This window comes from Stenotrophomonas sp. 82F1 (genome assembly GCF_056861525.1).
Genome location: NZ_JBSPUD010000002.1, coordinates 114,804 through 140,360 on the forward strand (window position 1 = coordinate 114,804; position 25,557 = coordinate 140,360).

A 25,557-nucleotide genomic window follows, 5' to 3' on the forward strand; every position below is an offset into this window, starting at 1 on the left:
ACCCTTCCCTGCTATGCAACGATTCTGAAAACGTCGAAAACGGTGACGGCATTGCCCTTACTGTATTGGCAACTCGTGCAACCGGGCGTAATCCTAGCCGCGCCACCGAGAACCGGTGGTCGGGGCTCGAAATCCCGGTAACACGACTGTTGTTTACGCTTGTCAGCCGGCATCACCCCGCGTGGTGCCGGCTGGCAATCCGTCTGCCGGCTATGGCGGGCGGTGCGTGGGGGCCTCGTGCCCGCCCGGGCTTAGTCGTGTTCCGGATTTCGAACCACGCATCGTCCGCCACCTTTATCGGTGGCGGCTTCTGCCTGCACGCAAGGAGCCCTGCCATGACCACGCCCTACTCCCCTGCCCCACAGCCCATCCACGAGGCGCCCTCGGCCGGGCCTGCCGTGGATCCCAATACCCTTATCGCGCTGCTGCACAGCATTGGCTCTGGCGTCGCCGCCAACGGCCAGCCTTGGCCAGAGCGGCATCAACTGCGTGGCCGGCAGATGGCACTGGCTGATGTCGACTGCTCGCTGACGGGCCTACGAGTTGTGCTGGAAGTGCTGCTCGCCGCCGAACGCACCCGCCAGAACGGCGAGCCGGACCAGTACGTCGGCGACCGGGTGATGGAAGGGCTGATCATGGCCGGCATGGGGCTCGCGGCCCACGCAAGCGAACGGCTGCAGCCTGAAGGCTGAAGGATTCCCCTGGTGAAGTGCACGCTGGTTGTGCGCACTCCGCTGGTGAAGGTGCACCACGGGGTGATGTGGGTGCTTCTTCTGGCGCTGGTCGTTGCAGCGCTGATTCATTGGCCAGAGCCTGAAGAGCCAGAGATCCTCGCGTACCGGGGCGTATCCGATGAGGTGTTCTCGATGCTGCGCCGCCACGCACTCCGATTCGCAGAGGCGCGAGCACGGGACGGTTTCGAGTTCCTGGATGGGCCGAACGCAGCAGCGTCCTTCCACATCGAGTGCAGGGGTGTGCCGGTTCTGTACGTAGAGAGGCAGCACCCTCTGCTGTTGATCAGGCTGCCACTTGGGGCCGGGCGACGGGCGCCTGCGATCTTCTACCTGCAGGCCACGCTGCAGTGGCCACTGCACCCATTGAGCTATCTGGAGCAGTTCCTGGCGGGCGTGCAGGAGCCAACCGTGCAGGATCGATTATTGCTGATGGTCGCTGGCGGCGTGCCTGAGGAGGAGCGCTGTGAGTAACGAAAGCTATCGCGCCAGAGCATCGGCTAGAACGCTCCCCATCACGTCAGACTTTGGCATTCGGCGCACTGGGATTTCGGATTGCTCAAACCACGCCCGGCCTGCCTCCGGGTGCGGGCCAGTCAGAACAACTTTTCCCGAACCGTAGCGATACGAGGCGGCGCTTATGTCGCCATTTTCATAGTGCCCAAGCGCCTTGAACCCAGCTGAGGGGGATGCAGGGAAATAGGGCCCGTCCTGGAAGAACATCTGATCCTGATGCCCAAGCCACTCCACGGCAACGGCAGCGTCGTCAATCGAATGCACCGGGAAGCCGGGACGGCCGACGGCACTGTCCAGGTCCTCGTCAATCAAGCCGAGATTGTTCGCGTCCGCCAAGTACGCGCCCATACATAAGCCAAGGTAGTGACCGCCTTGATCTACGTACTCCCTGATGGCGTTGGAACGCTGCCCACCTAAGGCTCGAAGCGCCGCTGGGATGTTCTGGCCTCCACCAGGCTGGATGTAGAGGTCGAAGCGCTTCAGGTTTTCAGGGGTAACGTCCAGCGGCTCATCCGGCCCGACGTACTCCACCTGGTACCTTCCCGATGCTTCGATCGAACGTCGAACGGTCTCTGAGCAGTCATCGCATCCGGCGTCGCCACGATAGATTGCGATACGAGGAGGCGTCGAGGATATTGCCGCGCCCGAGATCAGTAGCAGTGATGCCAGGAGTGCGCCTGTCCGCAGGAATTCAGCCACCGAAAGATCTCCGCTGGTTCACTGAGAACGTCTGCATAGGATGGTGATCGAGAGAGGTGGCGGGTGGCCGGATTACGCTGGACTGCGAGTGAATTTGCTCTGAATCCAACGGGCAGAAAGGATGCGGGGAAATTCGACTCGCGGCGGGCATCGCATGGCGTCTTGCCGGCCAGCGGCCGGCAATATCCCTTGCGCTGCGGGAGTCCGGAATCGCAATTACCGTGACGCGTCACGGTGAATGGCGTGAACCATCGACCGGGTATGATGCCGACTTTCTCGCACTTGCCGCGGTGCAGCGCGCGCGTTGCTGTTGGCTACGTGCCGGTGCAGCTGAGACCCCACTTACTCCATGCTCGCTTCCTATTCCCCCATCATCATCTGGGCGGCCGTGGCCGTTGCCACCGTCGGCCTGCTGTTCCGCCCCTTCCGCATTCCGGAATACGTGTGGGCGCTGGGCGCAGCCGCGCTGCTTCCACTGCTCGGCGCCGTGTCGCTCGGCACGACCTGGCATGCAGTAGCCGAAGGGCGCGACGTCTATCTGTTCCTGATCGGCATGATGGTGCTGGCCGAGCTGGCGCGGCGCGAGGGCCTGTTCGACTGGCTGGCGCTGTATGCGGTGCGGCATGCCGGCGGTTCGGGGCGGCGCCTGTTCGATCTGGTGTTCCTGGTGGGCACGGTAGTAACGGTGTTCCTGTCCAACGATGCCACGGCGGTGGTGCTGACGCCCGCTGTCTATGCAGCATGCAAGGCGGCCCGCGCCAACCCCCTGCCCTATCTGTTTGTTTGTGCGTTCATCGCCAACGCGGCCAGCTTCGTGCTGCCCATTTCCAACCCGGCCAACCTGGTGGTGTACGGCAACCACATGCCCTCGCTGCTGCAGTGGCTGGCGCAGTTCGCGCTGCCTTCATTGGCTGCGATCGGCGCCACGTATCTGGTGCTGCGCTGGGTGCATCGGCGTGAGATCGCACAGCCGCTGGCCGCCGCGCCCGAGCATCGCCCGCTTACCGAGGGTGGCCGGCTGAGTGCGCTGGGCGTGCTGTTCACCGGCACCGTGCTGCTGGTGACCTCGGCAATGAACGGCCCGCTGGGCCTGGCCACCTTCTGTGCAGGCGCGCTGAGCGTCGCGGTGGTGGCGATCCGCCAGCGCCACAGCCCGCTGCCGCTGTTGCGCCACGTGTCGTGGGGCGTGCTGCCGCTGGTGGCCGGCCTGTTCGTGCTGGTTGAAGCGGTGTCGCAGACCGGTGTCATCCAGACAGCGGCCAGCAACCTGCAGGTGCTGGCGCAGACCTCGCCGCACCAGGCCGGCTGGCTGGCCGGCGCCGCAGCCGCACTGCTCAGCAACGTGGCCAACAACCTGCCGGTGGGTCTGGCGGCCGGCTCACTGGGGCAGATGGCCGAGCTGCCGGCGCAGACGCGTGCGGCATTGCTGATCGGCGTGGACCTGGGCCCGAACCTGTCGGTGACCGGTTCGCTGGCCACCATGCTGTGGCTGGTGGCGCTGCGCCGCGAAGGCGAGCATGTCAGCGCGCTCGACTTCCTTCGGGTCGGCGCGCTGGTGATGCCACCCGCGCTGATCGGAGCGTTGCTGCTGCTCTGATCGGGGCGCGGGCGCAGCGCTGGCCTAGAACGCCACCTGCAGGCGGGTGTTGAAGGTGGTGCCTTCGTCCTTACCTGGCCCGGTGCCGCTGCGGTTGTTTGTCTGCCAGCGGATGGCCTCGAACATCACGCGGCTGAAATCGTTGAGGTACCAGTTCGTGCCCAGCGTCCACGCGTGGCCGGTACCGCCGCTGGGCAGTTCGGCGTAATCCACGTCTTCATAGCGTGCCTTCAGCTCCCACGCGCCCCTGCCGCCGCGCGTGACCGGGTCGGCCACCTTCACCCGGCCCCAGGTGCCGGCCTTGCCCGAATAGGCCGGCGTGGCGCCGGCCAGGAACCAACCGGCCGAGACGGCCCAGGCCTGGTGGTCGAGGTCGTAGCGACCGCTGGCATCGGCACCGCGCAGGTTGCGGGTGCCCCATTCGCCGGTCGCCCAGGCCGGGCCGAAGAAGCCCGCCAGCTCTGCGCCATAGCCGGTGCTGCGCTCGGCGCCCAGCAGCGTGCCCGGGGTGATCTTGACCAGGTCGTTGAAATGCCCGGCGATGGCCGAGCTGCGCACCACGCTGCTGGCGCCGGCGGCGATTTCCTCGTGGAAGGCCCATGCGCCCAGATGCACCGTCGCGGTGGAGCTCTCGATGGGGTTCCAGTGCACGCGCGTGGCCCAGGTCTGGCTGTCGTTGTCGGTACCGGCGTTGTTGAGGTCATTGCCCGCCACCGAAAGGCTGGCGTGCCAGCCCTTGCCGTACACGCGCTCGGTAAGGCCGACACCGAACAGCCCGCGCTGCGGCAGCATCAAGGTGCCCACCACGTTGCGGTCCTGGAAGGGTGTGTTGGAGGTGCTGCTGGAGCCGTCGATGCCGCGATCGTTGAGGCGGTTGCCGACGGTGAGATCGGCAGGCAGGCCGAACAGGCGGTGATCGACAGTGGCATAGACCGACTTCCAGGCCACGTCGTTGTCGGCGAAATCGCCTTCGACGGCCCAGCCCAGAATGCCGTAGCGCCCTTCGGCGCCCAGGCGCACCGAACGGATTTCGGTGCCGGACAGATTGCGGTCGTTCACCGCGGAGCCGTCGGTGCTGGAGGCATCAACAAACAGGCGCCCGCGCGGCCGGAAGGTGACGTTGCCGTCGGCGCTGCTGAACTCCGGCGCGCCCTTCGACCAGGACACCTTGGGCTGTTTGGACTGGCCCGATTCCAGCGCGGCAACCCGGGTTTCCAGCGCAGCCGCGGGCGTTGCCGTTTCCGGTGATTGGGCTGCAGTGCCCTGCCCACCCTCGACAGCGCGCAGGCGCGCCTCCAGCTGCTGGATCTGCACGGCCTGCTGCTGCACCAGTTGCGAGAGCTGGGCCTGGCTCAGTGGCGCAGGCGGTGGCGAAGTGGACTGGGCGCCGGCATGGCCACTGGCCAACAGCAGGCCAAGCGCGACCGACAGCGCTGCCGGCGGCAGCACGGTGGAATGGTTCATGGTCTCTCTCTCTCCGGCCAGCCGGCCCCCTGGCCGGGCGCTGGCCTGTTGCGGTGGTGCGGGGGAAGATCGGGGAAGGAGGCGCGCGCCGCCGGATCAGCCCGGCGGCGCGGCAAGCGGGCTCAGGCGGCCGCGCTCAGCTGGTGGCCTGCGTCTGCGCGTTCGGGCGCCAGGTGATCAGCTTGTTCTCGACCACATCCAGCATTGCGTCGATGACCAGCACGAAGGCGGCCAGGATGATGATGCCGGCGAACACGCCCACGGCATTGAAGTTGCCTTCGGCCTGGGCGATCAGGTAGCCCAGCCCTGCCGAGGCACCGAGGTACTCGCCGATGATCGCGCCGACCACGGCGAAACCGACCGAGGTGCGCAGCGAGGACAGGATCCAGCTGGCCGCCGCCGGGAAGTACACGTGGCGCAGCAGGTCGCTGCGGCCTGCGCCGAGGATGCGGGCATTGGCCAGCACCACCGGGTTCACTTCGCGCACGCCCTGCATGGCGTTGAAGAAGGTGGTGAAGAACACCAGCGTGACCGCCAGCGCCACCTTCGACCACAGCCCCAGGCCCAGCCACAACACGAAGATCGGCGCCAGCACCACGCGCGGAATCGCATTGAAGCCCTTGATGAAGGGGTCCAGGATGCGTGCCGAACGGCGGCTCAGGCCCAGCCACACGCCGCCGGCCACGCCCAGCCCGGTGCCGATGATGTAGCCCAGCGCGGTTTCGGTCAGGGTGATGTAGACGTGCTGGTAGAACGAGGTATCGGACAGCCAGGTCCAGGCCTGCTGCACGATCGCCGTTGGCGCGGGGAAGAAGAACGGATCGATCACGCCCAGCGCGATGCCGCCTTCCCAGCCGCCGAACACGGCGACCACCAGGGCCAGCTGGATGAATTTGTCAGTCTTGGCGTGCATAGCTCTTCTCCACTTCGCCGCGCAGGCAGGCCCAGATGTCGCGGTACAGGTCGGTGAATCGTTCGTCCAGCTTGATTTCGGCCACGTTGCGCGGCCGCTCCAGGTCCACGTCGAAGCTGCGCACGACGCGGCTGGCCGGGCCGGAGGACAGCACCACCACGCGGTCACCCAGCGCGATCGCCTCTTCCAGGTCGTGGGTGATGAGGATCACCGAGCGGCGATCCTCCTGCCACAGCCGCAGCAGTTCGTTCTGCATCAGGTGGCGGGTGTGGATGTCCAGCGCCGAGAACGGCTCGTCCATCAGGATCACCTTCGGCTCGACGATCAACGCCTGCGCCATCTGCACGCGCTTGCGCTGGCCGCCGGACAGCTGGTGCGGGTAGCGGTGCTCGAAGCCGCTCAGGCCAACCTTGGCCAGCCAGGCATTGGCCTTGGCCTTGCGCTCGGCTTCAGGCACGCCTCGGAAGCGCAGGCCCAGTTCGACGTTCTGGTAGGCGGTCTTCCACGGCAGCAGTGCATCCTGCTGGAACAGATAGCCGACCGATTCCTGCACGCCGCTGACCTTGCGGCCATCGATGGCGACGTCGCCGGACGACGGGGTCAGCAGGCCTGCGACGGAATTGAGGATGGTGCTCTTGCCGCAGCCGGTGGGGCCGACGATGGCGAGGAACTCGCCGTCGCCCACCTGGATGTCGACATCGCGCACGGCGGTGAATTCGCCGAAGGACATGGTCACCTTGTTGATGGCGACCATGGTCTGTGCAGGCTCCAGCTGCGGCGCGCCGTTGAGCTGGCGCACGGTGGCATTGAGGGCCATGGGGTTACCTCCGCTTAACGTTGGGCAGCCGGCGCCGCAGCGTGTGCACGCTCGACGAAGGCATTGGTGTAGGTCCTGGACAGATCGATGTTGGCCTTGGCCACGTCCGTGTTGAATTCACGCAGCACCTTCAGCGGTGTTTCCAGATCGGCCGCGGTGAAGTGGCCATCGGTGGTGAAGATCGCGCGGGCGTTCTCCACGGCGCGCGCATAGGTGGCGCGGTCGCCGGAGACATAGCTGTCAGGCAGGGCCGCGACGATGTCCTCGGCGCTGTTGTCGGCGATGAACTTCAGCGCCATCTGCTCGGCACGGGCGATCTTCTCGGCCGCTTCCGGGCGTTTGTCCAGGAAGCTCTGGTTGGCGTACATCACCGAGGTCGGGTACAGGCCGCCATAGACCTGGCGTGCGCCTTCATCACTGCGTGCGTCGAGGATGATCTTGCCGACCTTGCGTTCGGTGATCAGGGTGGCGGCGGGGTCGTAGTTCACCAGCAGGTCGATCTTGCCCTGCTCCAGCGCGGCGACTGCGGCGGCACCGGACCCCACGCCGATCAGCGAGATGCTGTCGACCGGGATGTCATGCTGGGCCAGGAAATGCCGCACGAAGAAGTCCGACGAGGAGCCCGGTGCGGTGATGCCGACCTTCTGGCCCTTGATGGTCTGCGGGCGCGCCGGATCGAACGTGGCGTCTTCGCGGCCGGCCATCACCAGGCCAGAATTGCGCGAGAGCAGCACGAAGGCGACCACGTCCTTGCCCTTGGCCTGCATCTGGATGGTGTGGTCGTAGAAGCCGACGGCCACGTCGGTGGAGTTGGCAACCAGCGCCTGCAGCACCTTGGAGCCACCCTGGGCGAAGTTCTCGGTCTTCACGTCCAGGCCGACGTCCTTGAAGTAGCCCTTGGCGTCGGCGATGAAGAACGGCAGGTTGTTGAGGTTGTAGGAACCGACGCTGATGCGCACCGGCGCATTGTCGCCACCGGCGGCAGTGGCATCCGGCTTGCTGCATCCGGCCGCGGCCAGGCCGACCGCGCACAGCGCGGCCATGAAGAACTGCTTGTACATCATCCCTCCCAGGAGTGAAGCATCTACGTTGTGGTGGCGGGCAAGCACGGCTGTGCCGGCCCGACCGGTTTCAGATCATGCCGCTGACGTCCATTGGCGGGCTTGATTGGCACTGGCCCTGGCGGGCGCGGGCGACGTGGCGAACACGCGACCTTCAAACAGACGACGTGCGGTGCGCACCACGCTGGCGACCACCGGCGCATCGTCCGAGCTGCGACTGAGGCCCACCTCCAGGGCCCCACTCGGATGTTCGAGGGTAATGCTGCCGGGCAGCGGCAGGCACCCGACCAAAGTGTGGGCCAGCGTGCCCGGGGTGACGGCGGCGGTCGCGATGCCCACCGCACCGGTGATGGCCAGCGCGGTGTGGCACTGGTGCGGCATGAAATAACGCACCTGCAGCTGCCCGCCGTGTTGCGGTGCGGACAGCAGCACCGGCTTGGGAATGACCTTGTTGCCGGCGTCGGCGATGCCCATGCGGGCGCCGGCCTCGATGCGCAACGCCTCCAGCCGCGCCATGAACGCAGCATCCGCATTCAGTTCGGCAGGTGAGGCATCGCCGCGGATGCCCAGGTCTTCGGCCTGCACCAGCATCAGCGGCATCGCGCAGTCGACCAGGCTGACCGGCACGCCGTCGATGATTTCCCGGGCATGGCCACTGGGCAGCAGCTTGCCGGTGCGTGCGCCGGCGGCGTCCAGGAAGGACAGCCGCACCGGCGAGGCCGAGCCCGGTGCGCCGGCAATGCGCGTATCACCCCGGTAGACCACGTTGCCGCCCGGGGTTTCCACCGTGGCGATGATCAGCTTGCCGGTATTGACGTTGTGCACGCGCACTTCGGTCTGCGGGTCCTGTGCCTGTACCAGCCCGCGCTCGATCGCATACGGGCCCACGGCCGCCAGCATGTTGCCGCAGTTGGGCGAGGTATCGACCACCTGCTGCTCCACCCGCACCTGGGCGAACAGGTAGTCCACGTCGGCATCGGGGCGGCTGGAGCGGTCGATGATGGCCACCTTGCTGGTCAGTGCGTTGCCGCCGCCGATGCCGTCGATCTGCAGCGGGTGGCCCGAACCCATCACCTCCAGCAGCAGGCGGTCACGCTCGGCGGGATCGGCCGGCAGATCGCTGGCCAGGAAGAACGGGCCCTTGGAGGTACCGCCGCGCATGAGCACGCAGGGAATGCTGAGCAGATCGTTGGACATACGTGTGATAGATTGATGCGTATAGGGGATGAATGACCCCTCTGTGATTCGATACTGGCATGACCCCAATTGATCTGTGAATTGCTGATTTTTGGATGATTGATACCTGATGAGCATCAATTGCGAAATTCTGGATCTGCGCGCGTTCCTGCTGGTGTCGGAAACCCGCAGCTTCCATCGCGCTGCCGAGATCCTGCATGTTTCCCAGCCGGCGTTGAGCCGACGCATCCAGAAGCTTGAGCAGGCGGTGGGCTCGCCGCTGCTGGAGCGCACCACGCGCAGCGTCAGCACCACGGCCGTGGGCGAGAACCTGCTGCCGCTGGTGCGGCGCATGCTGGAAGAATTCGATGGGTCGCTGTTCTCACTGCGCGGCCGCGAAGACACCCGCGGCGCTACCGTGACCATCGCCTGCCTGCCTACGGCGGCGTTCTATTTCCTGCCCAGCGTGATGGCGCGTTTCCACGAGGCGCATCCGAACGTGCGCTTCCGCATCCTGGATATCCCGGCCACCGAAGGCCTGCAGGCGGTGGAGCGCGGCGAAGTCGAATTCGGCATCAATTTCATGGGCGCCAATGACCCCAATCTCGATTTCGACGTGCTGGCCGAGGATCCGTTCGTGCTGGCGTGCCGGCGCGATCATCCGCTGGCCCGCAAGCGCACGGTGGAATGGGCCGATCTGGCCGAGCACCAGCTGATCACCGTGCATCGCACCAGTGGCAATCGCACGCTGCTGGACGGCGCATTGGCGCGCGAGAACCTCAAGCTGAGCTGGCACTACGAAGTGACCCACCTGTCCACGTCACTGGGCATGGTCGAGGCCGGCATCGGGGTATCGGTGCTGCCGAAAATGGCGACCCCCGACGGCGATCATCCGACGTTGGTGACGCGTTCGATCGGCAATCCGGTGGTGTCGCGCACCATCGGTATCGTGCGCCGTCGCGGTGCCCTGCTCTCGCCCACCGCAGAGCGGTTCCTGCAGATGCTGATGAGCCAGTGGCGCGCGCAGACCTGAGCGCGGCCTAGTCCGCAGGGCGCGTTCCCGCTGTGGCTGTGGTGCCGCCAGCAACGGCGCTGTTGGCCAGCAGCTGCTCGGCCAGCCCGCGGTAGATCGGCACCCGGCAGACCATGCCGGACACGCCCCGGGCAATCAGCACGGTGGCCAGGATCGGCAGCAGCAGATCGCCGCTGTCGGTCAGCTCCAGCGAGATCACTGCCGAGGTCAGCGGCGCCTGGGTCACGCCGGTCAGGTAGGCGCACATGCCCAGCAGCACGAACGCTTTCGGGTCCACCGCCGGCATCAGCACCGCCAGGTTGTGCCCCAGCCCTGCCCCCACCGCCAAGGCGGGTGAGAACAGACCGCCGGGGATGCCCGCCACGTAGGACGCCAGGTTGGCGAGCAGCTTCATCAGGCCGAACTCGTGACCGACGATTGCCTGGCCCTGCACCAGGCTGCGCGCCTGCTCGTAGCCGGTACCGAATGCGCCGTCGCCGAACAGCAGCGCCAGCACCACCACGATCAAGCCACAGGCCGCGGCCAGTGCCACCGGATGGTCCCGCTTGAGCCGGCCCAGCCAACGCGGATGACCGGACATGGTCAGCAGCACGACCCGGGCGAACAGTCCGCCCAGCAGGCCGGCGACCACGCCGCACAGCACAATGGCGCCCCACGCCTGGCCCAGCGGCAGCAGCGCCGAGACGTGGCCGAAGTAGGTGTAGTTGCCCAGCAGGCCGAGGGACACCACGCCGCCCACGATGACCGCCGTGAGCAGGGTGCCCGAGAAGCGGTGCTCGAACCGCCCGCTCAACTCTTCGATGGCGAACACAATGCCCGCCAACGGCGTATTGAAGGCCGCGGCGATGCCCGCTGCGCCCCCTGCCAGCAGGAAATGCGACAGCTCGCGGGGATCCTTGAACCCGAACCAGCGCCCAAACAGGTACATCAGGCTGGCGCCCACGTGCACGGTGGGGCCTTCGCGGCCGACCGACGCGCCGCCCAGCAGCGACAGCGAGGTCAGCAGCAGTTTGCCCGCCGAAACCGCAGGCGAGAGGTTGACCTGCCGGAATTCCGGGTCCGGCTGTTCCAGCGATGCGATGACCTGCGGAATGCCGCTGCCACGGGTTGGCCTCAACGCACCGGCGGTCAGCCAGGCCAGCAGCGCGAAGATGCCCGGCGTGAGCAGCAACGCCCACCACGGGGAATGGGCAATGACGCGCTGGAAGACATGGAAGGCGGCATCGCTGGCCTTGGCGAACACGATGGCAACCAGTGCCACGGCCACCGCGCCGCTCCACAAGGCCGCGCGCCGGCGCCATCCTTCGGTCAGCACCATCGCTGACAGGCGTGCGCGGAGAGGTTGAAGATCGAACATCGGTTGATTCTGTGAGCGCCGATGGGCCCAGGGAAGTGGCGAGTGTGGCGGTTGGCGCTGCGGTATCCGGTGAAATGGGCGTCCACCTGCCCTGCCAGTGCCCCCGCCAGGTGCACATCACTCGGCGCAGCTTGCGGTGTTCTTGCCGTGCCGTTTTGCGTGATAGAGCGCCTTGTCCGCCTTCGCCAGCCAGTCCTCTGCGGTGCCTGTGCCAGCGGCGGCGGCGATCCCGATGCTGACGCTGAAGTCGATGTCGGCGGCCTCGGCCGTGCCCGGTTCCTGCAGATGCTGCCTGATCTGCTCGGCCACATTCATGGCCTCCGCTGCTGTGCGCTGACCCAGCAGGACGGCGAACTCATCGCCGCCCAAGCGCGCCGGCATGTCGCCCGGCTGGGCCAGCTGGCGCAGCACTGCCGCGATGCGGCGAAGCACCTCGTCGCCGGCGCGATGGCCGTGCGAATCATTGATCTGCTTGAAATCATCTACATCGAGCATCAGCAGGCACGCGCCCGCGCCCTGGTACGGCCCCTTCTCCAGCACCTGCTGGGCGCGCTGGATCAGGAAGCCGCGGTTGGCCAGTTCGACCAATGGATCCATCCGGCTCAGCCGCTGCAGCTGGCGATTCTGTGATTTCACCCGCCGCGCCAGTCGCCAGCTCAGCACGCTCAGACCGATGCCATAGACGAACAGGAAAGGCAGGCTGAGGACGATCGTGCGCTGCGAGGTGACCGGCTGAAACGGCAAGCCCAGGGCGAGCCAGGCGACCACGAATCCGGCCACCAATGCCAGGGTCGCCCGCGTTGCCAGGCGGATACCCCCGGCGGCGATCTTGTCGGCCACCAGCAGCGCGGCAAACAACGCGCTGGGCACGGTACTGAGGGCCATGAAGGCGATCCACGCGCCTCCGAGCAGGGAGTCGACGATCATGCAGCGGAACTGCACCGCGGCCGGCGCGCGCGCGCGGCGTGTCAGCACCAGCGCCACTGCAGGCCATGCGACGGCATTGAGCAGCAGCAGTACCCACGCCGACGCATCCGCCTGACGCTCCAGGATGATCGAGGCAATCGGAAGCGCCCCCAACCCATTTCCCACGAACCGCATCCAGCCGATGCGCCGTGCAGCGCCGACGCCCTCGACCGCGACTTCCGTTGAATCAGTGAAGAACGGCATTGCCGGCTCTCCCGATCATCTCCCCTGCCATGCGCCCAGACATCCGTTTGCCTGCGAGTCTGGCATCTGCACGTCAACAACAGGTCAATGGCCGGTGCTTGCCACCGGTGTCGATCTCCCAGCGCAACTCGAAGTGCAGTTCCAGTTGCTGTCCCGGCTGCAACCGGGTGGGCGCCAACGTGAACCCATCCGGCGGGCCGGTCTGTGGCTCCACGCAGGTGGCGTGCGCGGCGCCGTCATAGACCACCCAGTGATCGGTGTCGGCGCGCAGTCGCAGCCGCTGGCCGGCGGAAACCAGCGTGACCTCGCGATGGTTGATGAAGCAGTCGTCCCACGGGCCTTGCGCCGGATCGACGCAGGGCAGGACGGCGATTCCCTCTCCGTCGCGGGGGTACATCGCGGCTGGCGCGAACAGCAACCGGTCCGGCTTGCGGAACCACGGGTGCCAGCCGAGCACGGCCGGCATCGGCGTGTCGCCTGCCTGTACGGCCAGGCGCAGTTGCAGGCAGTCGGGCTGCACGTGGATGTGCTGCGATGCCCTGCCCCCGAAGGGCCAATAGCCATCCTCGGGAAGGTCCAACGACAGCGACGCGCCGTCCGATTCAAGGCGGTCGATGCGCCAGGGCCGTGAGAAGCCAACGCCATGAATGGCGTGCACGCCAAAGTTCACCGGTAGCTGATAGCACCTGCCGTCGACGCTGAAGCGTCCCTGCCGGATGCGCCCGGCCCAGGGGACCATGGGATAGCACCCCCAGCCGATGGCGGCCGCCTCCTGCTGTTCGCCGATCAGCCATTCCACACCGTCGAAACGGATTCGGGCGATGCGACCACCGGCCTCCGGTGCCACTGCCACTTCCAGGCTGCCCGCCCGCAACCAGTGCAGCGGACCGGCAGGCATCGCGGCCTGCGCATCATCCTGCGGAGATGTTTCAGGCGCCATAGGGATCGATGGTCCGGATGCTGCCGTCTGCTTCCATGTGCAGCGGCGTGCACTTGACCGAACGCAGGTGGGTGACCCCGCCAGACAACAGCGCGTCGTGGTAGAACAGGTACCACTGCCCCCGGAACGCACAGATGGAGTGATGGGTGGTCCAGCCCACCACGGGGGTGAGGATCACGCCGCGATAGGTGTACGGCCCGTACGGGCTGTCGCTGGTGGCGTAGCACAGCAGATGCGTATCGCCGGTGGAGTACGACAGGTAATACCGGCCCTGGTATTTGTGCAGCCAGGGCCCCTCGAAGAAACGGCGTGCGTGGTCATCGGCGCGCAGTGGCTGTCCGTGCCCGTCCAGGATGACGATCTCGCGCGTGGCTTCGGCCAACCGGGTCATGCTCGCGTCCAGTCGCGCGATACGCGGGCCCAGTGCCGGCGCGTCGCCGGCAGGTTCTTCATGCGCCGGGGCGTAGCGGTTGTCCCGGTACTTCTGCAGCTGGCCACCCCAGATGCCACCGAAACAGAGGTAGTGCGTGCCGTCGTCGTCCTCGAACACGGCCGGGTCGATCGAGTACGCGCCCTCGATGGGCTCGGACTCGGCAGTGAACGGGCCCTCCGGCCGATCCGCCGCCGCAACGCCGATGCGGAACATGCCGTCGGCATCCTTGGCCGGGAAGTACAGGTAGTAGCGGCCATCGCGGCAGGCGGCGTCCGGCGCCCACATCTGCCGGCTGGCCCATGGCACGTCGCGCACATGCAGCGCCACGCCGCAGTCACTGGCCTCGCCGTCGGGCGTGTCCATCCGCAGCACATGGTAGTCCTGCATGCCGAAGTGCCCGCCCTCATCGTCGAAGGGCGCGCCGCTGTCGATGTCGTGCGACGGATAGATGTACAGCCGCCCCTCGAATACGTGCGCCGAAGGGTCGGCGGTGTAGATGTGCGTTACCAGTGGTTGCGCGATGGCGTGTACTGCCAGCTGGTCCAGACGGCTGCCCTGTCGCCGCGACTGCAGGTCCTGCTCGATGCGGGTTTCCATGCGCTTGTTGATCTCGTAGAGGAAAAGCAGCGCTACTGCAGCCAGGAACGGAATAGCGCAGTAGACGCTCACCGTCAGGCGGATGCCTTCCACCACGGCCTGCGGCTGCTGCGGCGCGCCTGCCTGGTAGCCATGGTGGGCGAGGATGCCGGCGACCAGCGCACCACCGATGCTGAGCCCGATCTTCAGGCCACACAGCATTGCCGAGAAGACGATCGCGGTGGCACGGCGGTGGTTCTTCCATTCGGAATAGTCGGCGACGTCGGCGATCATCGCCCACAGCAGCGGGATGGTGATGCCGTAGCAGAGCCCGTGCAGCATGAAGGCAGCGAAAGCCACGGCAACCGCCGTGGGCGGAAAGAAATAGAACGCCAGCAGGAATACGGTGGACACCAGCAGTGCACCACCAAAGACATCACGCTTGCCGAACCGGTCGGCCAGGCGGCGCGATACGCCGATGCCCAGGATCATGCAGACGATGCCGCAGGCGTTGAACAGGCTGAACACCGACGTTGCCGGGTCCTTCGGCCAGGCGAACCCGGACAGGCCCATGCCGTTGAGCGCCGCGTTGACGGCAGCGATGAAGGGGTTGAACCCGGAGCTGTCGAGAAAACCCGCCAGGGCGGTTTCGCTCATGTAGTACTGGAAGTAGTAGACGTAGGTGCCGCCCTTCAGGGACAGGTTGATGAAAACCAGGATGGTGAGGGCCAGCATCACCTTCCAAGGACGGTTGCGCAGCAGGTCGGACAGGTCCTGCAGCACGCCGGCGGTCTGTTCCTTCGCCGGTACGATGCGCTCGCGCGTGGTGGCGAAGGTGATCAGGAAGAGCACCGTCCCCACTGCCGCGAACACGGTCATGACCCGCTCGAAGCCCAGCACGCGGTCGCCGTCGCCGAGGATCAACACCAGCGGCAACAGCAGCACCTGGATGATGAACTGCGCGACCATCACCGCCACGAAGCGGTAGGCCGACAGGCTGTTGCGCTGGGCCATGCTGCCGGTGAGCACGCCGCTGAGCGCCGAGTACGGCAGGTTGTTGGCCGCATACACGAGCATCAGCAGGCCGTAGGTGGTCACGGCGTAGATGATCTTGCCGCGCGGCGCCAGGTCGGGGGTGCTGAAAGCAAGCAGCGACAGCGCCCCGAATGGAAGTGCGGTCCACAGGATCCACGGCCGGAACTTGCCCCACCGGCTGGCCGTCCGGTCGGCGGCGATGCCGATCAATGGAGTGAACACGAACGCCCCGAGCACGCCGATCACGAAGATGATCGTTGCGGCCGTGGCCGGCGGCAGCCGGAACACATCGGTGTAGAAGAACGCGAGGTACGTGATCAGCGTCTGGAAGATCAGGTTCGCCGCGAGGTCGCCCAGGCTGTAGCCGAGCTTCTCCCGGATGGACAGCGTGTGCTCGGTGCTTTCCATGCGACGTGCATCAGTCACGGTTGGCCTCCACGCGGAACCCGACCTTCGCACGGATGTCGGCGCTGGAGCTTCCCACCCTCACTTCATACGCACCCGCCGGCACCGCATAGCCGCCGCGCGCTTCGTCATACTGGCGCAGGTCCTGCTGTGCCTGCAGATCGAACGCTACGGTGCGCCGCTCGCCGGCGGCCAGGTGGACGCGCTGGAAGCCGCGCAATGTCTGGCGTGCGTCGCCGGGACCCGCCTCCAGCCGCCGTACATACAGCTGGACCACTTCGTCGCCGGCACGCTTGCCGGTGTTGGCTATCTCGACCTGCACCCTGAGCTTGCCGTCGTGGGTGATGCGCGCCGAATCAAGCTGCAGCCTGCCGTAGTCGAACCGGGTATAGGACAGCCCATGACCGAATGGATACAGCGGCGTGCCGCGGAAGTAGCGGTAGGTACGGCCTTCCATCGTGTAATCGTCGAACGCGGGCAATGTGTCATCCGCCCTGTAGAAGGTCACCGGCAGGCGCCCGCCGGGATTGACTTCGCCGAACAGCGCCTGGCCGACGGCGGTGCCACCGCGCTGGCCGGGATACCAGCTCATCAGGATGGCGGACAGATTCTGCTGCGCCCATTCCACCGCCATCGCCGAGCCACCAGTGAGCACCATCACCACCGGCTTGCCAGTGGCGTGCAGCGCTTCCAGCAGCGTGCGCTGTGGCGCGGGCAGGCGCAGGTCGGTACGGTCCCCGCCGGCGAAGCCCGGGTAGTTGACCTTCATTTCTTCGCCTTCGACATCGCCGGTGAGGCCGCCAACGAACACCACCACATCGGCGTTGCGCGCGGCCTCCAGCGCCGCTTCGAAGGGCGGCTTGGCACCGGGCATGCGCCACCCCAGGCGGACACCAGCGTCGCGCTCGGCGTCGAAGTACTCAAGCCTCAGGTCATAGGCGCGGCCGGCCTGCAGGTCCAGGTCCACGCCATCGCCGCGCAGGCGATCGCTGTTGGCCCAGTGGTCGAGCACCCGCTTGCCGTCCACGTAGAGGCGGAAGCCGTCGTCGGCGGCCGCCTCGATCCGGTAGCGCCCCGAGACGGGCGGCAGCAGCTGGCCACTCCAGCGGATGCTGAAACCATCGCTGGGGATGCCCTGCCCCGGCGCGGCTTCACCACGGGCCAGCAGGTTGTCGGTGGGAGAGCCCCGGTCCCAGCGGAATCCGATCTGGGCATCGGTGCGCACCAGCGCCGGCGTGCCGGAAAGATCAGCGGTCCGGAAGTACTCGCCACGCAGGCCGCGCTCCGGGGAATCGGCCGAGGGCCGCAGGTAGGTCGCTTCGATCAAGGGCGTGGCGCTGGGATCGTCGCGCCCTTCAACCAGGTCCACGCCGCGTGCGTAGCTCACCTCGATGCCCTTGGCGGCATCGCGGATGCCCTGCAGCAGGGTGACCGGCGCGGCTGGGGTGCCGAAGTAGTTGCCCAGCAGTGCCATGGTGTCATCGGCGGTGGGGCCGATCACGGCGATGCGCTTGAGGGTGCGCGACAGCGGCAGCACGCCATCGTTCTTCAGCAATACCAGCGATTCCTGGGCGGCCTTCAGGGCCAGCGCATCATGCGCCGGGGCCTGGTTGACCGACGCGGGAATCCGCGCCCAGCGCACGCGCTCGGGCGGGTCGAACATGCCCAGCCGCATCCGCGCGGCGAACAGGCGGGTCACCGCATCGTCGATCTCCGCCTCGCTGATCAGGCCCTGCCGTACGGCGGCTGGCAGCGTGGCGTATTCCTGGCCGCACTCCAGGTCGGTGCCGTTCCTGACCGCCAACGCGGCTGCTGCTTCGCGGCTGGGAACGATCCGGTGATGCTTCCAGATGTCGACGACGGCCCAGCAGTCGGATACCACGTAGCCCTTGAAGCCCCAATCGCGGCGCAGCACATCACGCAGAAGGAAGCGGCTGGCGCTGGCGGACTCGCCATACACCCGGTTGTAGGCCCCCATCACTGCGTCCACCTGCCCCTCCTTCACCAGCGCCTCGAACGCCGGCAGGTAGGTGTCATACAGGTCGCGCTTGCTGGGGCGGGCATCGAAGTGGTGGCGATCAGCTTCGGGGCCGCTGTGCACGGCCAGGTGCTTGGCGGTGGCGTCGAGCTTGCGGTACACCGGGTCGTCACCCTGCAGGCCGTGCACGAAGGCCACGCCCATGCGGGCGGTGAGGTACGGGTCCTCGCCGTAGGTTTCCTGGCCGCGGCCCCATCGCGGGTCTCGGAAGATGTTGATGTTCGGTGACCAGTAGGTCAGCCCCTGATAGCGGCCATGCGAGCCTTCGCGGAGGAACTGGTGGTGCTTGGCACGGGCCTCGTCGCTGATGGTGCTGGCAACCTGCCCCATCAGCGGCACATCGAACGTGGCCGCCAGGCCGATGGCCTGCGGAAACACGGTGGCCTGCCCTGCCCGCGCCACGCCATGCAGGCCCTCGTTCCACCAGTCGTAGGCGGGAACGCCCAGGCGCTCGATTGCGGGCGCGGCGTTCTGCATCTGCGCTGCCTTCTCCTCCAGGGTCATCCGTGCGACCAGGGCGGCGGCGCGGGTTTCAACGCTGGCCGAGGTGTCGAGCCAGGGCGCAGGCCCGGTAGCGTGACCGGTCGTTGCCAGCGCGATGGCAGCGCACAGGGCCAGCGTGCGGAAGATGGGAGTGCGCGTCATCATTTGCTCCTCAGGGCACGCTCGTCGCGCGCGAATGGTCCCAGCAGGGCGCCGACGAAGCCGCCTGCACGATCCGTACTCAATACCGTTCCGTCCACGTCATCGGCCAGTGTCTGCCAGCCACGCCCGTCGCCGCTGTCGAAGGCGAACGCATAGCGGCCTTCGTCACCGGCGATCTTCAGGCGCAGCGACGCGGTCGCCATCGCCTCACGTGTTGCCAGTGTGCGGGCATCGCCGCTGCCGTCGCGCGCTTCGAGGAAGACCGCCACGCGGTCACCGCCAATGCTGCGGACGCCCAGGAAGTACCAGTGCGTCTCGTTCTGGAAAGCTGCCAGGCCGGCGGCCACGCCTGCTGCCGGGCGGGTCATATCGGAACTGGCCTCGAAGCGCAGGTGCTGCTGGCGTCGGCCGAGGAACGCGGGGTTGCGCAGTGTGTCCAGGTTCTCCGCCAGCGGATGCACGGCCAACGCCCCCGGCCGCTCGCGCAGGTCGGCCCACGGCTGCGTGGGGACGCGCACGCGCAGCCAGCCGCTGCCGAGTGTCGGCGCATCGAATTCGTCGCGCTCGGTGAAGTTGCCGGTGGACGGCGCCTGCGACGCCTCGCCCTGCATCCACGAGGGCGCTCTGGCCGCATACGGAATGGCCTGGTTGGCCGGCAGGATCACCGGCCAGCCGTCCTGCCATTGCACCGGCAGCAGATAGGTCTCGCGCCCGGTGTTGTAGTGGCGGATGTCGTAGTTGCGGCTGGCAAGGAACACCGCCCACCAGGAGCCGTCCGGACCCTCCACCAGATCGGCATGCCCGGCATTGGTGATCGGCAGTGGCCTGCCATCGGGCAGGTCGCGCTGGGTGAGAATCGGATTGCCCGCATACGGCACGTAAGGCCCCCACACCTCGCGGCTGCGCAGCACCACCTGCGAGTGCTGCGGGCCGGTGCCGCCTTCCGCATCGGAGAGGTAGTACCAGCCATCGCGCCTGTAGAGGTGCGGCCCCTCGATCCAGATCGGGTTCCTGGCCGGCTCCACCCCGCCGTCGATCAACACCCTGCGCGGTCCCACCGGGGTGAAACGCTCCAGATCGATCTGCTGCATCCAGATGGCACGGTGGCCCTCGTAGCGTGGTGGGCCGGGCGGTACATCGTTGTTGAGCAGATACACGATGCCGTCATTGTCGAAGAACAACGACGGATCGATGCCGTCGATGCCGGGCAGCCAGTGCGGATCGGACCAGGGACCGGCGGGATCGCGCGCGGTCGCGATGAAATTGCCGCCGCTGTCGACGGCCGTGGTGACCACGTAGAACATGCCGTCGTGGTAACTGATGGCCGGTGCGAAGATGCCACGCGACACGCCCAGGCCGTCGAAGTCCAGCTGCGATGGCCGGTCGATCACGTTGCCGATCTGCTTCCAGTGCACCAGGTCCACGCTTTCGAACACCGGGATGCCCGGGAAGTAGGTGAAGCTGGAGTTGACCAGATAGAAGCGCCCGTTTGCGGCGACGACGCTGGGGTCGGCATGGAACCCGGCAAGAATGGGGTTGCGATAGTGTCCGGCCGGCAACGGCGCATCGAATGCCGCGTCGCGACCGCGGTACTCGAACCAGTCGAAGTAGACCGGCGGCGCAGGCGCCGCTGCCCACGCCTGCGGCAGGAATGAAGACAACACGAGCAGTGTGGCCAGCAGCAGGCGCATCAGGGAACCTCCGCAGGAGAAATGGAAAGCTCGAAGGGACCGGCGGGCGCGCCGCTGCTGTCGTGCAGGGTGCACACCGGGCCATCGGCCCAGCAGTAGCGCACGCGGGCGGCGGAACCGGCCTCGGCGCTGCGCAGCACGACGTCGTGACCGTCCAGCACCGCGTCGGCGTAGTGGCAGTGGCGCGCATCGGCGTCGCACAGCTCGAAGCCGATGGGACCGTTCGCGCCGGTCGTGACCAGAGCGCCGGTCACGTCGTCGAACGCGATGCGTACACCGGCCCGCGTGGCCGATGCCTGGCGCGCTATCGGGCCGGACGGCGCTACGCCGCGCTCGCTGTAGACCACATGACGCGCTGCCCGCGCCAGCCGCCGGCCCAGTTCCTGCTTGTTCGGCGGGTGGATGTCGTAGGCATCGCCGATGTCGATGGCCACCGCCAGCCCGGTGCGCGGGTCTTCCACCGCAGCGAGCCGCTGCGCTTCGCGCACCTGCGCCCAGCCACTTTCAACCGGCGCCACGGCTGGCTGGCCATAGCCGGCCAGTTGCACCAGCAGCAGCGGCGTGTGCGCGCCGAACCGTCTCCGCCAGTCGTCACGCAGGCTGCGCAGGCGTGCGAGGTATGCCATTGCGTCGCCGGTATTGGATTCACCCTGGTACCACAGCACGCCGCGCAGGCCATAGGCGCCCAGTGGCGAAATCATGCCGTTGTACAGCGTCGACAGTCCTGTAGCGGCATGCCACGGTGCCAGCGGCGGCGCCTGTACACCGGGCGCCATCCGATACTGCCAGTGCGCATCCAGCGCGATGCGCGTACCGTCATCCAGGCCGATGGCGTGCGCACTTGCGGGCCCTGCAAGCCCACCCTCACCGTAGGTGTCCAGGACATTGATCACCACCGTGTTGGCACCGGCCTTCAGCAACCCGGGCGGCAGCGCATACGTCCGCCGCTCACCCGCGCCGTACTGGCTGCCCACGGCGACGCCGTTCACCCAGGTCATGTCCGTCTCGTCGACGGGACCCAGCTCAAGCCACGCGTGCTTGCCGGCCTGCGCGGCCGTCAAGGTCACCTGGGTGCGGTACCAGACCATGCCGTTGTAGCCGGCCAGCGGCGGCACACCCCAGCGCTCCCACGCGCCGAGCGTGGCCGGTGCGCGTTGCCATCCGCTGCTGTCGGTGCCGGGCTGCCAGGGCGTATCGGCGGCGGCACCTTCGCGTGTTGTCCACCAGTGTTGCCAGTGCTGGCCCCAGCGGGCGTTTGCCGCTGCGGGATCGCGGGCAGACAAGGCGAGCACGTCCAGTGCTGGGCCCATGCCGCCCTGCATGCGCAGGGCATAGGTGCTGGTCCAGGCCTCGATGCGCGAACCGCCCCACGCCGCCTGGATCAAGCCCATGGGGACATCGACCGTCTTCTGCAGTTCGCGCGCAAAGTAGAAGCACGCAGCGGAAAAGTCGCGCACCGTGTCCGGCGCCGCCGTATGCCATGCCACAGACGCCGGAAAATCACTCTGAGGTGAAACCGCCGCCGCCTTCGGTACGGTGAACAGGCGGATCTTCGGTTGCGTGGCGCTGGCGATCTCGCTGTCTGCGTCCAGCGTGCGCCGCACCGGCAGTTCCATGTTCGACTGCCCGGAACACAACCAGACGTCGCCGATCTGCACGTCGTGCACGATCTGGGTTGCGTCCCCCGCACGCACCGACATTGCATGGGGGCCGCCGGCGGCCATGGACGGCAGCGTTGCCTGCCAGCGGCCGTCGGCCGCCGCGTGGGTGCTGACCGTCCGCCCTGCAACGGTCACCGAAACCGTGGCACCTGGCGCGGCCCGGCCCCATACCGGAACCGGCTGCTCACGCTGCAGCACGGCGTGATCCTGGAACAGCGGATGCAGCAGCGCCATCCCTGGTTCCTGCGCCGCTGCATTCGTGGCACAGCCGCCCATGGCGACCACCAGCATCAAGCCCACCCACGACGTCGGCTTCATCGCCCATCTCCCGGTGCGGACGGAAACTGCAACGCCTGGTACCAGGCCAGCGGATGCGGCGGCGCGGCTTCGCCTGCGGGCAACGGCCTGCCGCTCACCGACTGGAAGTACGCCACGCTGGCATCGCGCCACCACTGTGCTTCGCGCAGCTGGATACGCAGGAAGGCCGCGACCTGCGCATGCCGTTGTGCATCCACCCTGCCCTGCAGCCCTGCCCAGGTGCCCTGCATGCCCTGCACCTGCCGTACCCCCTGCGAGTAGCGCGCGACCAGCTCGTCCCACAGTGTCCGCCCCGAGGCCATGCGGTGGTCCCACGGCACGTGGTGGAACCACAGCAGCAGCGGCGCTGGAACCCGCGCCAGGTCGCCATACTGCTCAGCCACGCCGGGGGAATACTGGGCCACGGCATTGCTGCCGCCTGCGGTGCGGTCGAACCCGATGCCGCTGTGATCCGCACGGTGGTAGTACACCGACGTCCAGTCCGCGCGTGGGCCGCCATCGACCCACGGACCCGGACCATGGTGGTGTCCCCGCGCCATCAGATGGTGCAGGCCCAGCGGGGTCATGTAGTTCACCGCGGCCTCGCGCGAAGCCATCATCATGCCGACGATGGGCTGCACCACGCCGGGATCGGCCGAGAAGGTCAGCGCCGCCCAATCTGCCGCGATGTCCCCGGCCGATTGCCGCGGATCCCACGCAAGGCGCCCGAAGGCGTACCAGTTGGCCTGGTCGAAATGCGATCCACTCCAGGTGCGATCGGTGCCGATGTTGGCGACGCCGGCCATGCCGGACAGGGATTGCGCCACGGTGGAACCTTTGCCGCGTGCGCGGGTGTCGGCCCGCAGCACTTCCTCGTACAGCGGCCCCAGGTAAACCAGATGCGTGGCGAAGCCCAGGTATTCCTTGGTGATCTGCACTTCCATCATCAGTGGCGTGCGCGGCATGGCCCCGAACAGCGGATGGAACGGCTCACGCGGCTGGAAGTCGATGGGCCCGTTCTTCACCTGCAGGACCACATTCGGGCGGAAGGCGCCGTCCAGGCCGGCAAATTCGCTGTAGGCCTGCGTGGCCCGGTCGGCGGGAACGTCGTGCGCATAGACGAAGGCGCGCCACATCACCACGCCACCGTGCGGGGCCAGTGCATCGGCCAGCAGGTTGGCGCCGTCGGCGTGCGAGCGGCCATAGTCCTGCGGGCCGGGCTGCCCTTCCGAATTGGCTTTCACCAGGAAGCCGCCGAAGTCGGGAATGCGTGCGTAGATCTCGGCGGCCTTGTCCCGCCACCAGCGCTGCACGCCCGGGTCGAGCGGATCGGCGGTGTCGAGCCCGCCCAGCTCGATGGGTGCGCTGAAGCGTGCGCTCAGGTAGACGCGGATGCCGTACGGCCGGAACAGATCCGCCAGTGTTGCCGCTTTGTCGAGATACTGCGGCGCAAGACTCTGTGCGTTTGCATTCACGTTGTTGAGCATGGTGCCGTTGATGCCTACGGACGCATTGGCGCGTGCGTAGTCGGTGTAGCGCGGGTCGTGCCACTCCGGCAGCGTCTGCCAGTCCCAGAGTGACTGGCCTGCATAGCCGCGCTCCACATACCCGTCCAGGTTGTCCCAATGGTTGAGCACGCGCAGCCGAAGCCGTGGCGATTGACGCACATCGAGGGCATCGATCCTCGCGCCCGTCTGCAGCAGCCGCAGCAGATGGAACACGCCATACAGCACGCCGATATCCCGTGATGCGGCGACCAGCAGCACATCGCGCTCGCCCACCCGTGTGCGCTTGAGCAGGTAGCCTTCCTCGCCCAGTGACTGCAGCTGCGCCCGCAACGGTGCGATCAACGCTGACGACTGCGGGGTACCCAGCACCAGCGCGGGACCGATGGCCGCCGTCCCCGGTGCCTGCGTAGCGCTGCCGAGCAGTCCGCCGAGTCCACGCTCCAGCTCATCGCGCGCGGCGCGCTGCGTGGCCGTCTGATCAGGGGCCACCACCTGCCCCAGGCGGATGCGGTAGTGGGCAGCGAGCGTCGGCTCGAGCGGGGCGTAACGCATCCACAGCGCGTAGCCATCCTCTGCGCGTGCGTTGCCCATGCAGGCCAGCAACGCCAGCACGCTGGCGAACATCCAATGACACCGCTCGCCATCGAAACGGAACCGCAGGGTGGCCAGCAAACCTTGTAAGCTCGGCGCGTGCGCTGGATGCAGCAGCGTCACAGAGAAGAACGGGAGCGCGTATTGGACAAGCCGAAGAAATCGGTCCGCCGCAAAACAAGTGGCGTGACGATCGACGAGGTGGCAGCCCTGGCCGGAGTGTCGCCGATGACGGTGTCGCGGGCGATCAACCAGGGCAAGGTGCGCGACGTCACCCGCGAGCGCGTGATGCGCGCAGTGCGTGAACTGGGCTATACGCCCAACCTCGCCGCCAGTTCGTTGGCCGCCGCGCAGCACACGCGTATTGCACTGATCTACACCGACCCCAGCGGTGCCTACCTGCGCGAACTGCTGGTCGGCCTGCTGCGGGTAGCGTCCAACGCTGCCATCCAGCTGGTCATCGACTACTGGGACGAGCCGGGCCCCGCCGCCCAGCGCAAGGCCGCGCGTGCCCTTGCCGGGCGGGTGGACGGCGTCATCCTGCCGCCGCCGCTGTGCGAATCGAAGCCCGTGGTGACCGAGCTGGTCAGGGCCGGTATCCCGGTGGTGGCGATCGCGCCAGGTCACCTTGGCAACGGCGTTTCCTGCGTGCGCATCGACGACTTCCACGCTGGCAGGGAACTGGCCGAACACCTGATCCAGCATGGTCACCGCCGCATCGGCTTCATCTGCGGGCGTACCGATCTCAGCGCGAGCGCGCGGCGCTATGACGGCTTTGTCAGCGCGCTGCACGACGCCGGGCTGGAGGTCGACCCCGCCCTGGTCGAACAGGGCGACTACACCTACCGCTCCGGGCTCGCCGCTGCTGAAAAGCTGCTGTGCCAGCCCCGGCCGCCCACTGCGATCTTCGCCAGCAACGACGATATGGGCGCGGCGGCAATCTCCGTTGCCCACCGCCGTGGCCTGGAGGTACCCCGCGATCTGTCGGTGGTGGGCTTCGATGACAGCTCGGCGGCCACCACGGTCTGGCCTGAGCTCACCACCATCCATCAGCCGATCGCCTCGATGGCCGACGCGGCCATCGATATCCTGCTGCGCACCATCCGCCGCCGCACCGACGGCGAGCGGGTGCTGATCGACCACGTGGTGCCGCACCGGCTGGTGGTACGCGACTCGGTCGCGCGCCCGCCTGGTTCCCGATAG

At 67.3% G+C, this 25,557-nt stretch carries 19 protein-coding genes and 1 pseudogene; 5 read left to right on the top strand and 15 right to left on the bottom strand.

All coding sequences use genetic code 11. The features are described 5' to 3' along the window. Window positions 1–335 precede the first annotated feature (335 nt). Together AC13GI_RS02935 and AC13GI_RS02940 are read left to right on the top strand one after the other, a co-directional pair. A complete protein-coding gene (locus AC13GI_RS02935; RefSeq protein WP_482995435.1) occupies window positions 336–692 on the top strand; it encodes a hypothetical protein in 357 nt (118 codons plus the stop codon). Window positions 693–704: 12 nt separating this feature from the next. Next, on the top strand, window positions 705–1,205 hold the full coding sequence (locus AC13GI_RS02940) for a hypothetical protein (protein WP_482995436.1): 501 nt from the start codon (window positions 705–707) through the stop codon (window positions 1,203–1,205). Window positions 1,206–1,211: 6 nt separating this feature from the next. Here the strand turns inward: AC13GI_RS02940 and AC13GI_RS02945 are convergent, their stop codons facing one another. Next, window positions 1,212–1,946: a BPL-N domain-containing protein gene (locus tag AC13GI_RS02945; protein ID WP_482995437.1), complete on the bottom strand. Its 735-nt coding sequence runs from the start codon at window positions 1,944–1,946 to the stop codon at window positions 1,212–1,214. A 349-nt stretch (window positions 1,947–2,295) separates the two neighbouring features. Here AC13GI_RS02945 and AC13GI_RS02950 point away from each other — a divergent pair, with 349 nt between their 5' ends. Next, complete coding sequence (locus AC13GI_RS02950) at window positions 2,296–3,543, top strand: arsenic transporter (protein ID WP_482995438.1); 1,248 nt, start codon at window positions 2,296–2,298, stop codon at window positions 3,541–3,543. 24 nt (window positions 3,544–3,567) lie between these two features. Here AC13GI_RS02950 and AC13GI_RS02955 read toward each other — a convergent pair whose 3' ends face one another. The 5 genes from AC13GI_RS02955 to AC13GI_RS02975 form a co-directional block, all read right to left on the bottom strand. Next, a complete protein-coding gene (locus tag AC13GI_RS02955) occupies window positions 3,568–5,007 on the bottom strand; it encodes an OprO/OprP family phosphate-selective porin (RefSeq protein WP_482995439.1) in 1,440 nt (479 codons plus the stop codon). A 136-nt stretch (window positions 5,008–5,143) separates the two neighbouring features. Beyond that, entirely contained in the window at window positions 5,144–5,920 is a 777-nt protein-coding gene (locus AC13GI_RS02960; RefSeq protein ID WP_482995440.1) for an ABC transporter permease, read from the bottom strand. Further along, window positions 5,904–6,737 (bottom strand): ABC transporter ATP-binding protein, encoded by an 834-nt coding sequence (locus tag AC13GI_RS02965; protein ID WP_340569161.1) that lies wholly within the window; start codon window positions 6,735–6,737, stop codon window positions 5,904–5,906. The genes AC13GI_RS02960 and AC13GI_RS02965 overlap by 17 nt, the downstream gene beginning before the upstream one ends. A gap of 14 nt (window positions 6,738–6,751) precedes the next feature. Further along, entirely contained in the window at window positions 6,752–7,798 is a 1,047-nt protein-coding gene (locus AC13GI_RS02970; RefSeq protein ID WP_482995441.1) for an ABC transporter substrate-binding protein, read from the bottom strand. 75 nt (window positions 7,799–7,873) lie between these two features. After that, entirely contained in the window at window positions 7,874–8,995 is a 1,122-nt protein-coding gene (locus AC13GI_RS02975) for a 4-oxalomesaconate tautomerase (RefSeq protein WP_482995442.1), read from the bottom strand. Between the two features lie 109 nt (window positions 8,996–9,104). On the opposite strand from AC13GI_RS02975, the gene AC13GI_RS02980 reads away from it, so the two are divergent. Then, entirely contained in the window at window positions 9,105–10,007 is a 903-nt protein-coding gene (locus AC13GI_RS02980) for a LysR family transcriptional regulator (RefSeq protein WP_099818458.1), read from the top strand. A 7-nt stretch (window positions 10,008–10,014) separates the two neighbouring features. Here the strand turns inward: AC13GI_RS02980 and AC13GI_RS02985 are convergent, their stop codons facing one another. The 9 genes and pseudogenes from AC13GI_RS02985 to AC13GI_RS03025 all read right to left on the bottom strand — a co-directional run bounded on the left by AC13GI_RS02985 (window position 10,015) and on the right by AC13GI_RS03025 (window position 24,387). Continuing rightward, window positions 10,015–11,364, bottom strand: coding sequence for a chloride channel protein (locus tag AC13GI_RS02985; RefSeq protein ID WP_482995443.1), 1,350 nt, complete (start codon window positions 11,362–11,364; stop codon window positions 10,015–10,017). A gap of 117 nt (window positions 11,365–11,481) precedes the next feature. Beyond that, window positions 11,482–12,534 (bottom strand): sensor domain-containing diguanylate cyclase, encoded by a 1,053-nt coding sequence (locus AC13GI_RS02990; RefSeq protein WP_482995444.1) that lies wholly within the window; start codon window positions 12,532–12,534, stop codon window positions 11,482–11,484. A gap of 73 nt (window positions 12,535–12,607) precedes the next feature. Continuing rightward, complete coding sequence (locus AC13GI_RS02995) at window positions 12,608–13,474, bottom strand: aldose 1-epimerase (RefSeq protein ID WP_380652161.1); 867 nt, start codon at window positions 13,472–13,474, stop codon at window positions 12,608–12,610. Then, complete coding sequence (locus AC13GI_RS03000; protein ID WP_482995603.1) at window positions 13,464–14,480, bottom strand: glycoside hydrolase family 43 protein; 1,017 nt, start codon at window positions 14,478–14,480, stop codon at window positions 13,464–13,466. The genes AC13GI_RS02995 and AC13GI_RS03000 overlap by 11 nt, the downstream gene beginning before the upstream one ends. After that, a pseudogene (locus AC13GI_RS03005) lies at window positions 14,457–15,926 on the bottom strand (MFS transporter); the annotation flags it as partial. The gene AC13GI_RS03000 and the pseudogene AC13GI_RS03005, both read right to left, overlap by 24 nt. 10 nt (window positions 15,927–15,936) lie before the next feature. Then, complete coding sequence (locus AC13GI_RS03010; RefSeq protein ID WP_482995445.1) at window positions 15,937–18,609, bottom strand: glycoside hydrolase family 3 protein; 2,673 nt, start codon at window positions 18,607–18,609, stop codon at window positions 15,937–15,939. Then, window positions 18,606–20,297 carry a glycoside hydrolase family 43 protein gene (locus tag AC13GI_RS03015; RefSeq protein ID WP_482995446.1) on the bottom strand — a complete coding sequence of 564 codons (1,692 nt, stop codon included), beginning with the start codon at window positions 20,295–20,297 and terminating at the stop codon, window positions 18,606–18,608. The genes AC13GI_RS03010 and AC13GI_RS03015 overlap by 4 nt, the downstream gene beginning before the upstream one ends. After that, complete coding sequence (locus tag AC13GI_RS03020) at window positions 20,297–22,276, bottom strand: sialate O-acetylesterase (protein WP_482995447.1); 1,980 nt, start codon at window positions 22,274–22,276, stop codon at window positions 20,297–20,299. Before AC13GI_RS03020 ends, AC13GI_RS03015 begins: the two co-directional genes overlap by 1 nt. Next, the gene (locus AC13GI_RS03025) at window positions 22,273–24,387 is read right to left on the bottom strand and encodes an alpha-glucuronidase family glycosyl hydrolase (protein WP_482995448.1); all 2,115 of its coding nucleotides are present in this window, start codon (window positions 24,385–24,387) and stop codon (window positions 22,273–22,275) included. Before AC13GI_RS03025 ends, AC13GI_RS03020 begins: the two co-directional genes overlap by 4 nt. 111 nt (window positions 24,388–24,498) lie before the next feature. On the opposite strand from AC13GI_RS03025, the gene AC13GI_RS03030 reads away from it, so the two are divergent. After that, a complete protein-coding gene (locus AC13GI_RS03030) occupies window positions 24,499–25,557 on the top strand; it encodes a LacI family DNA-binding transcriptional regulator (protein WP_265951399.1) in 1,059 nt (352 codons plus the stop codon).

What these genes read in the sequence shown, in the direction of transcription:
- AC13GI_RS02935 (WP_482995435.1), top strand. Translation starts at nt 336, where the DNA reads ATGACCACGCCCTACTCCCCTGCCCCACAGCCCATCCACGAGGCGCCC.
- AC13GI_RS02950 (WP_482995438.1), top strand. Translation starts at nt 2,296, where the DNA reads ATGCTCGCTTCCTATTCCCCCATCATCATCTGGGCGGCCGTGGCCGTT.
- AC13GI_RS02955 (WP_482995439.1), bottom strand. Translation starts at nt 5,007, where the DNA reads ATGAACCATTCCACCGTGCTGCCGCCGGCAGCGCTGTCGGTCGCGCTT.
- AC13GI_RS02960 (WP_482995440.1), bottom strand. Translation starts at nt 5,920, where the DNA reads ATGCACGCCAAGACTGACAAATTCATCCAGCTGGCCCTGGTGGTCGCC.
- AC13GI_RS02965 (WP_340569161.1), bottom strand. Translation starts at nt 6,737, where the DNA reads ATGGCCCTCAATGCCACCGTGCGCCAGCTCAACGGCGCGCCGCAGCTG.
- AC13GI_RS02970 (WP_482995441.1), bottom strand. Translation starts at nt 7,798, where the DNA reads ATGTACAAGCAGTTCTTCATGGCCGCGCTGTGCGCGGTCGGCCTGGCC.
- AC13GI_RS02975 (WP_482995442.1), bottom strand. Translation starts at nt 8,995, where the DNA reads ATGTCCAACGATCTGCTCAGCATTCCCTGCGTGCTCATGCGCGGCGGT.
- AC13GI_RS02980 (WP_099818458.1), top strand. Translation starts at nt 9,105, where the DNA reads ATGAGCATCAATTGCGAAATTCTGGATCTGCGCGCGTTCCTGCTGGTG.
- AC13GI_RS02985 (WP_482995443.1), bottom strand. Translation starts at nt 11,364, where the DNA reads ATGTTCGATCTTCAACCTCTCCGCGCACGCCTGTCAGCGATGGTGCTG.
- AC13GI_RS02990 (WP_482995444.1), bottom strand. Translation starts at nt 12,534, where the DNA reads ATGCCGTTCTTCACTGATTCAACGGAAGTCGCGGTCGAGGGCGTCGGC.
- AC13GI_RS02995 (WP_380652161.1), bottom strand. Translation starts at nt 13,474, where the DNA reads ATGGCGCCTGAAACATCTCCGCAGGATGATGCGCAGGCCGCGATGCCT.
- AC13GI_RS03010 (WP_482995445.1), bottom strand. Translation starts at nt 18,609, where the DNA reads ATGATGACGCGCACTCCCATCTTCCGCACGCTGGCCCTGTGCGCTGCC.
- AC13GI_RS03015 (WP_482995446.1), bottom strand. Translation starts at nt 20,297, where the DNA reads ATGCGCCTGCTGCTGGCCACACTGCTCGTGTTGTCTTCATTCCTGCCG.
- AC13GI_RS03020 (WP_482995447.1), bottom strand. Translation starts at nt 22,276, where the DNA reads ATGAAGCCGACGTCGTGGGTGGGCTTGATGCTGGTGGTCGCCATGGGC.
- AC13GI_RS03025 (WP_482995448.1), bottom strand. Translation starts at nt 24,387, where the DNA reads ATGTTCGCCAGCGTGCTGGCGTTGCTGGCCTGCATGGGCAACGCACGC.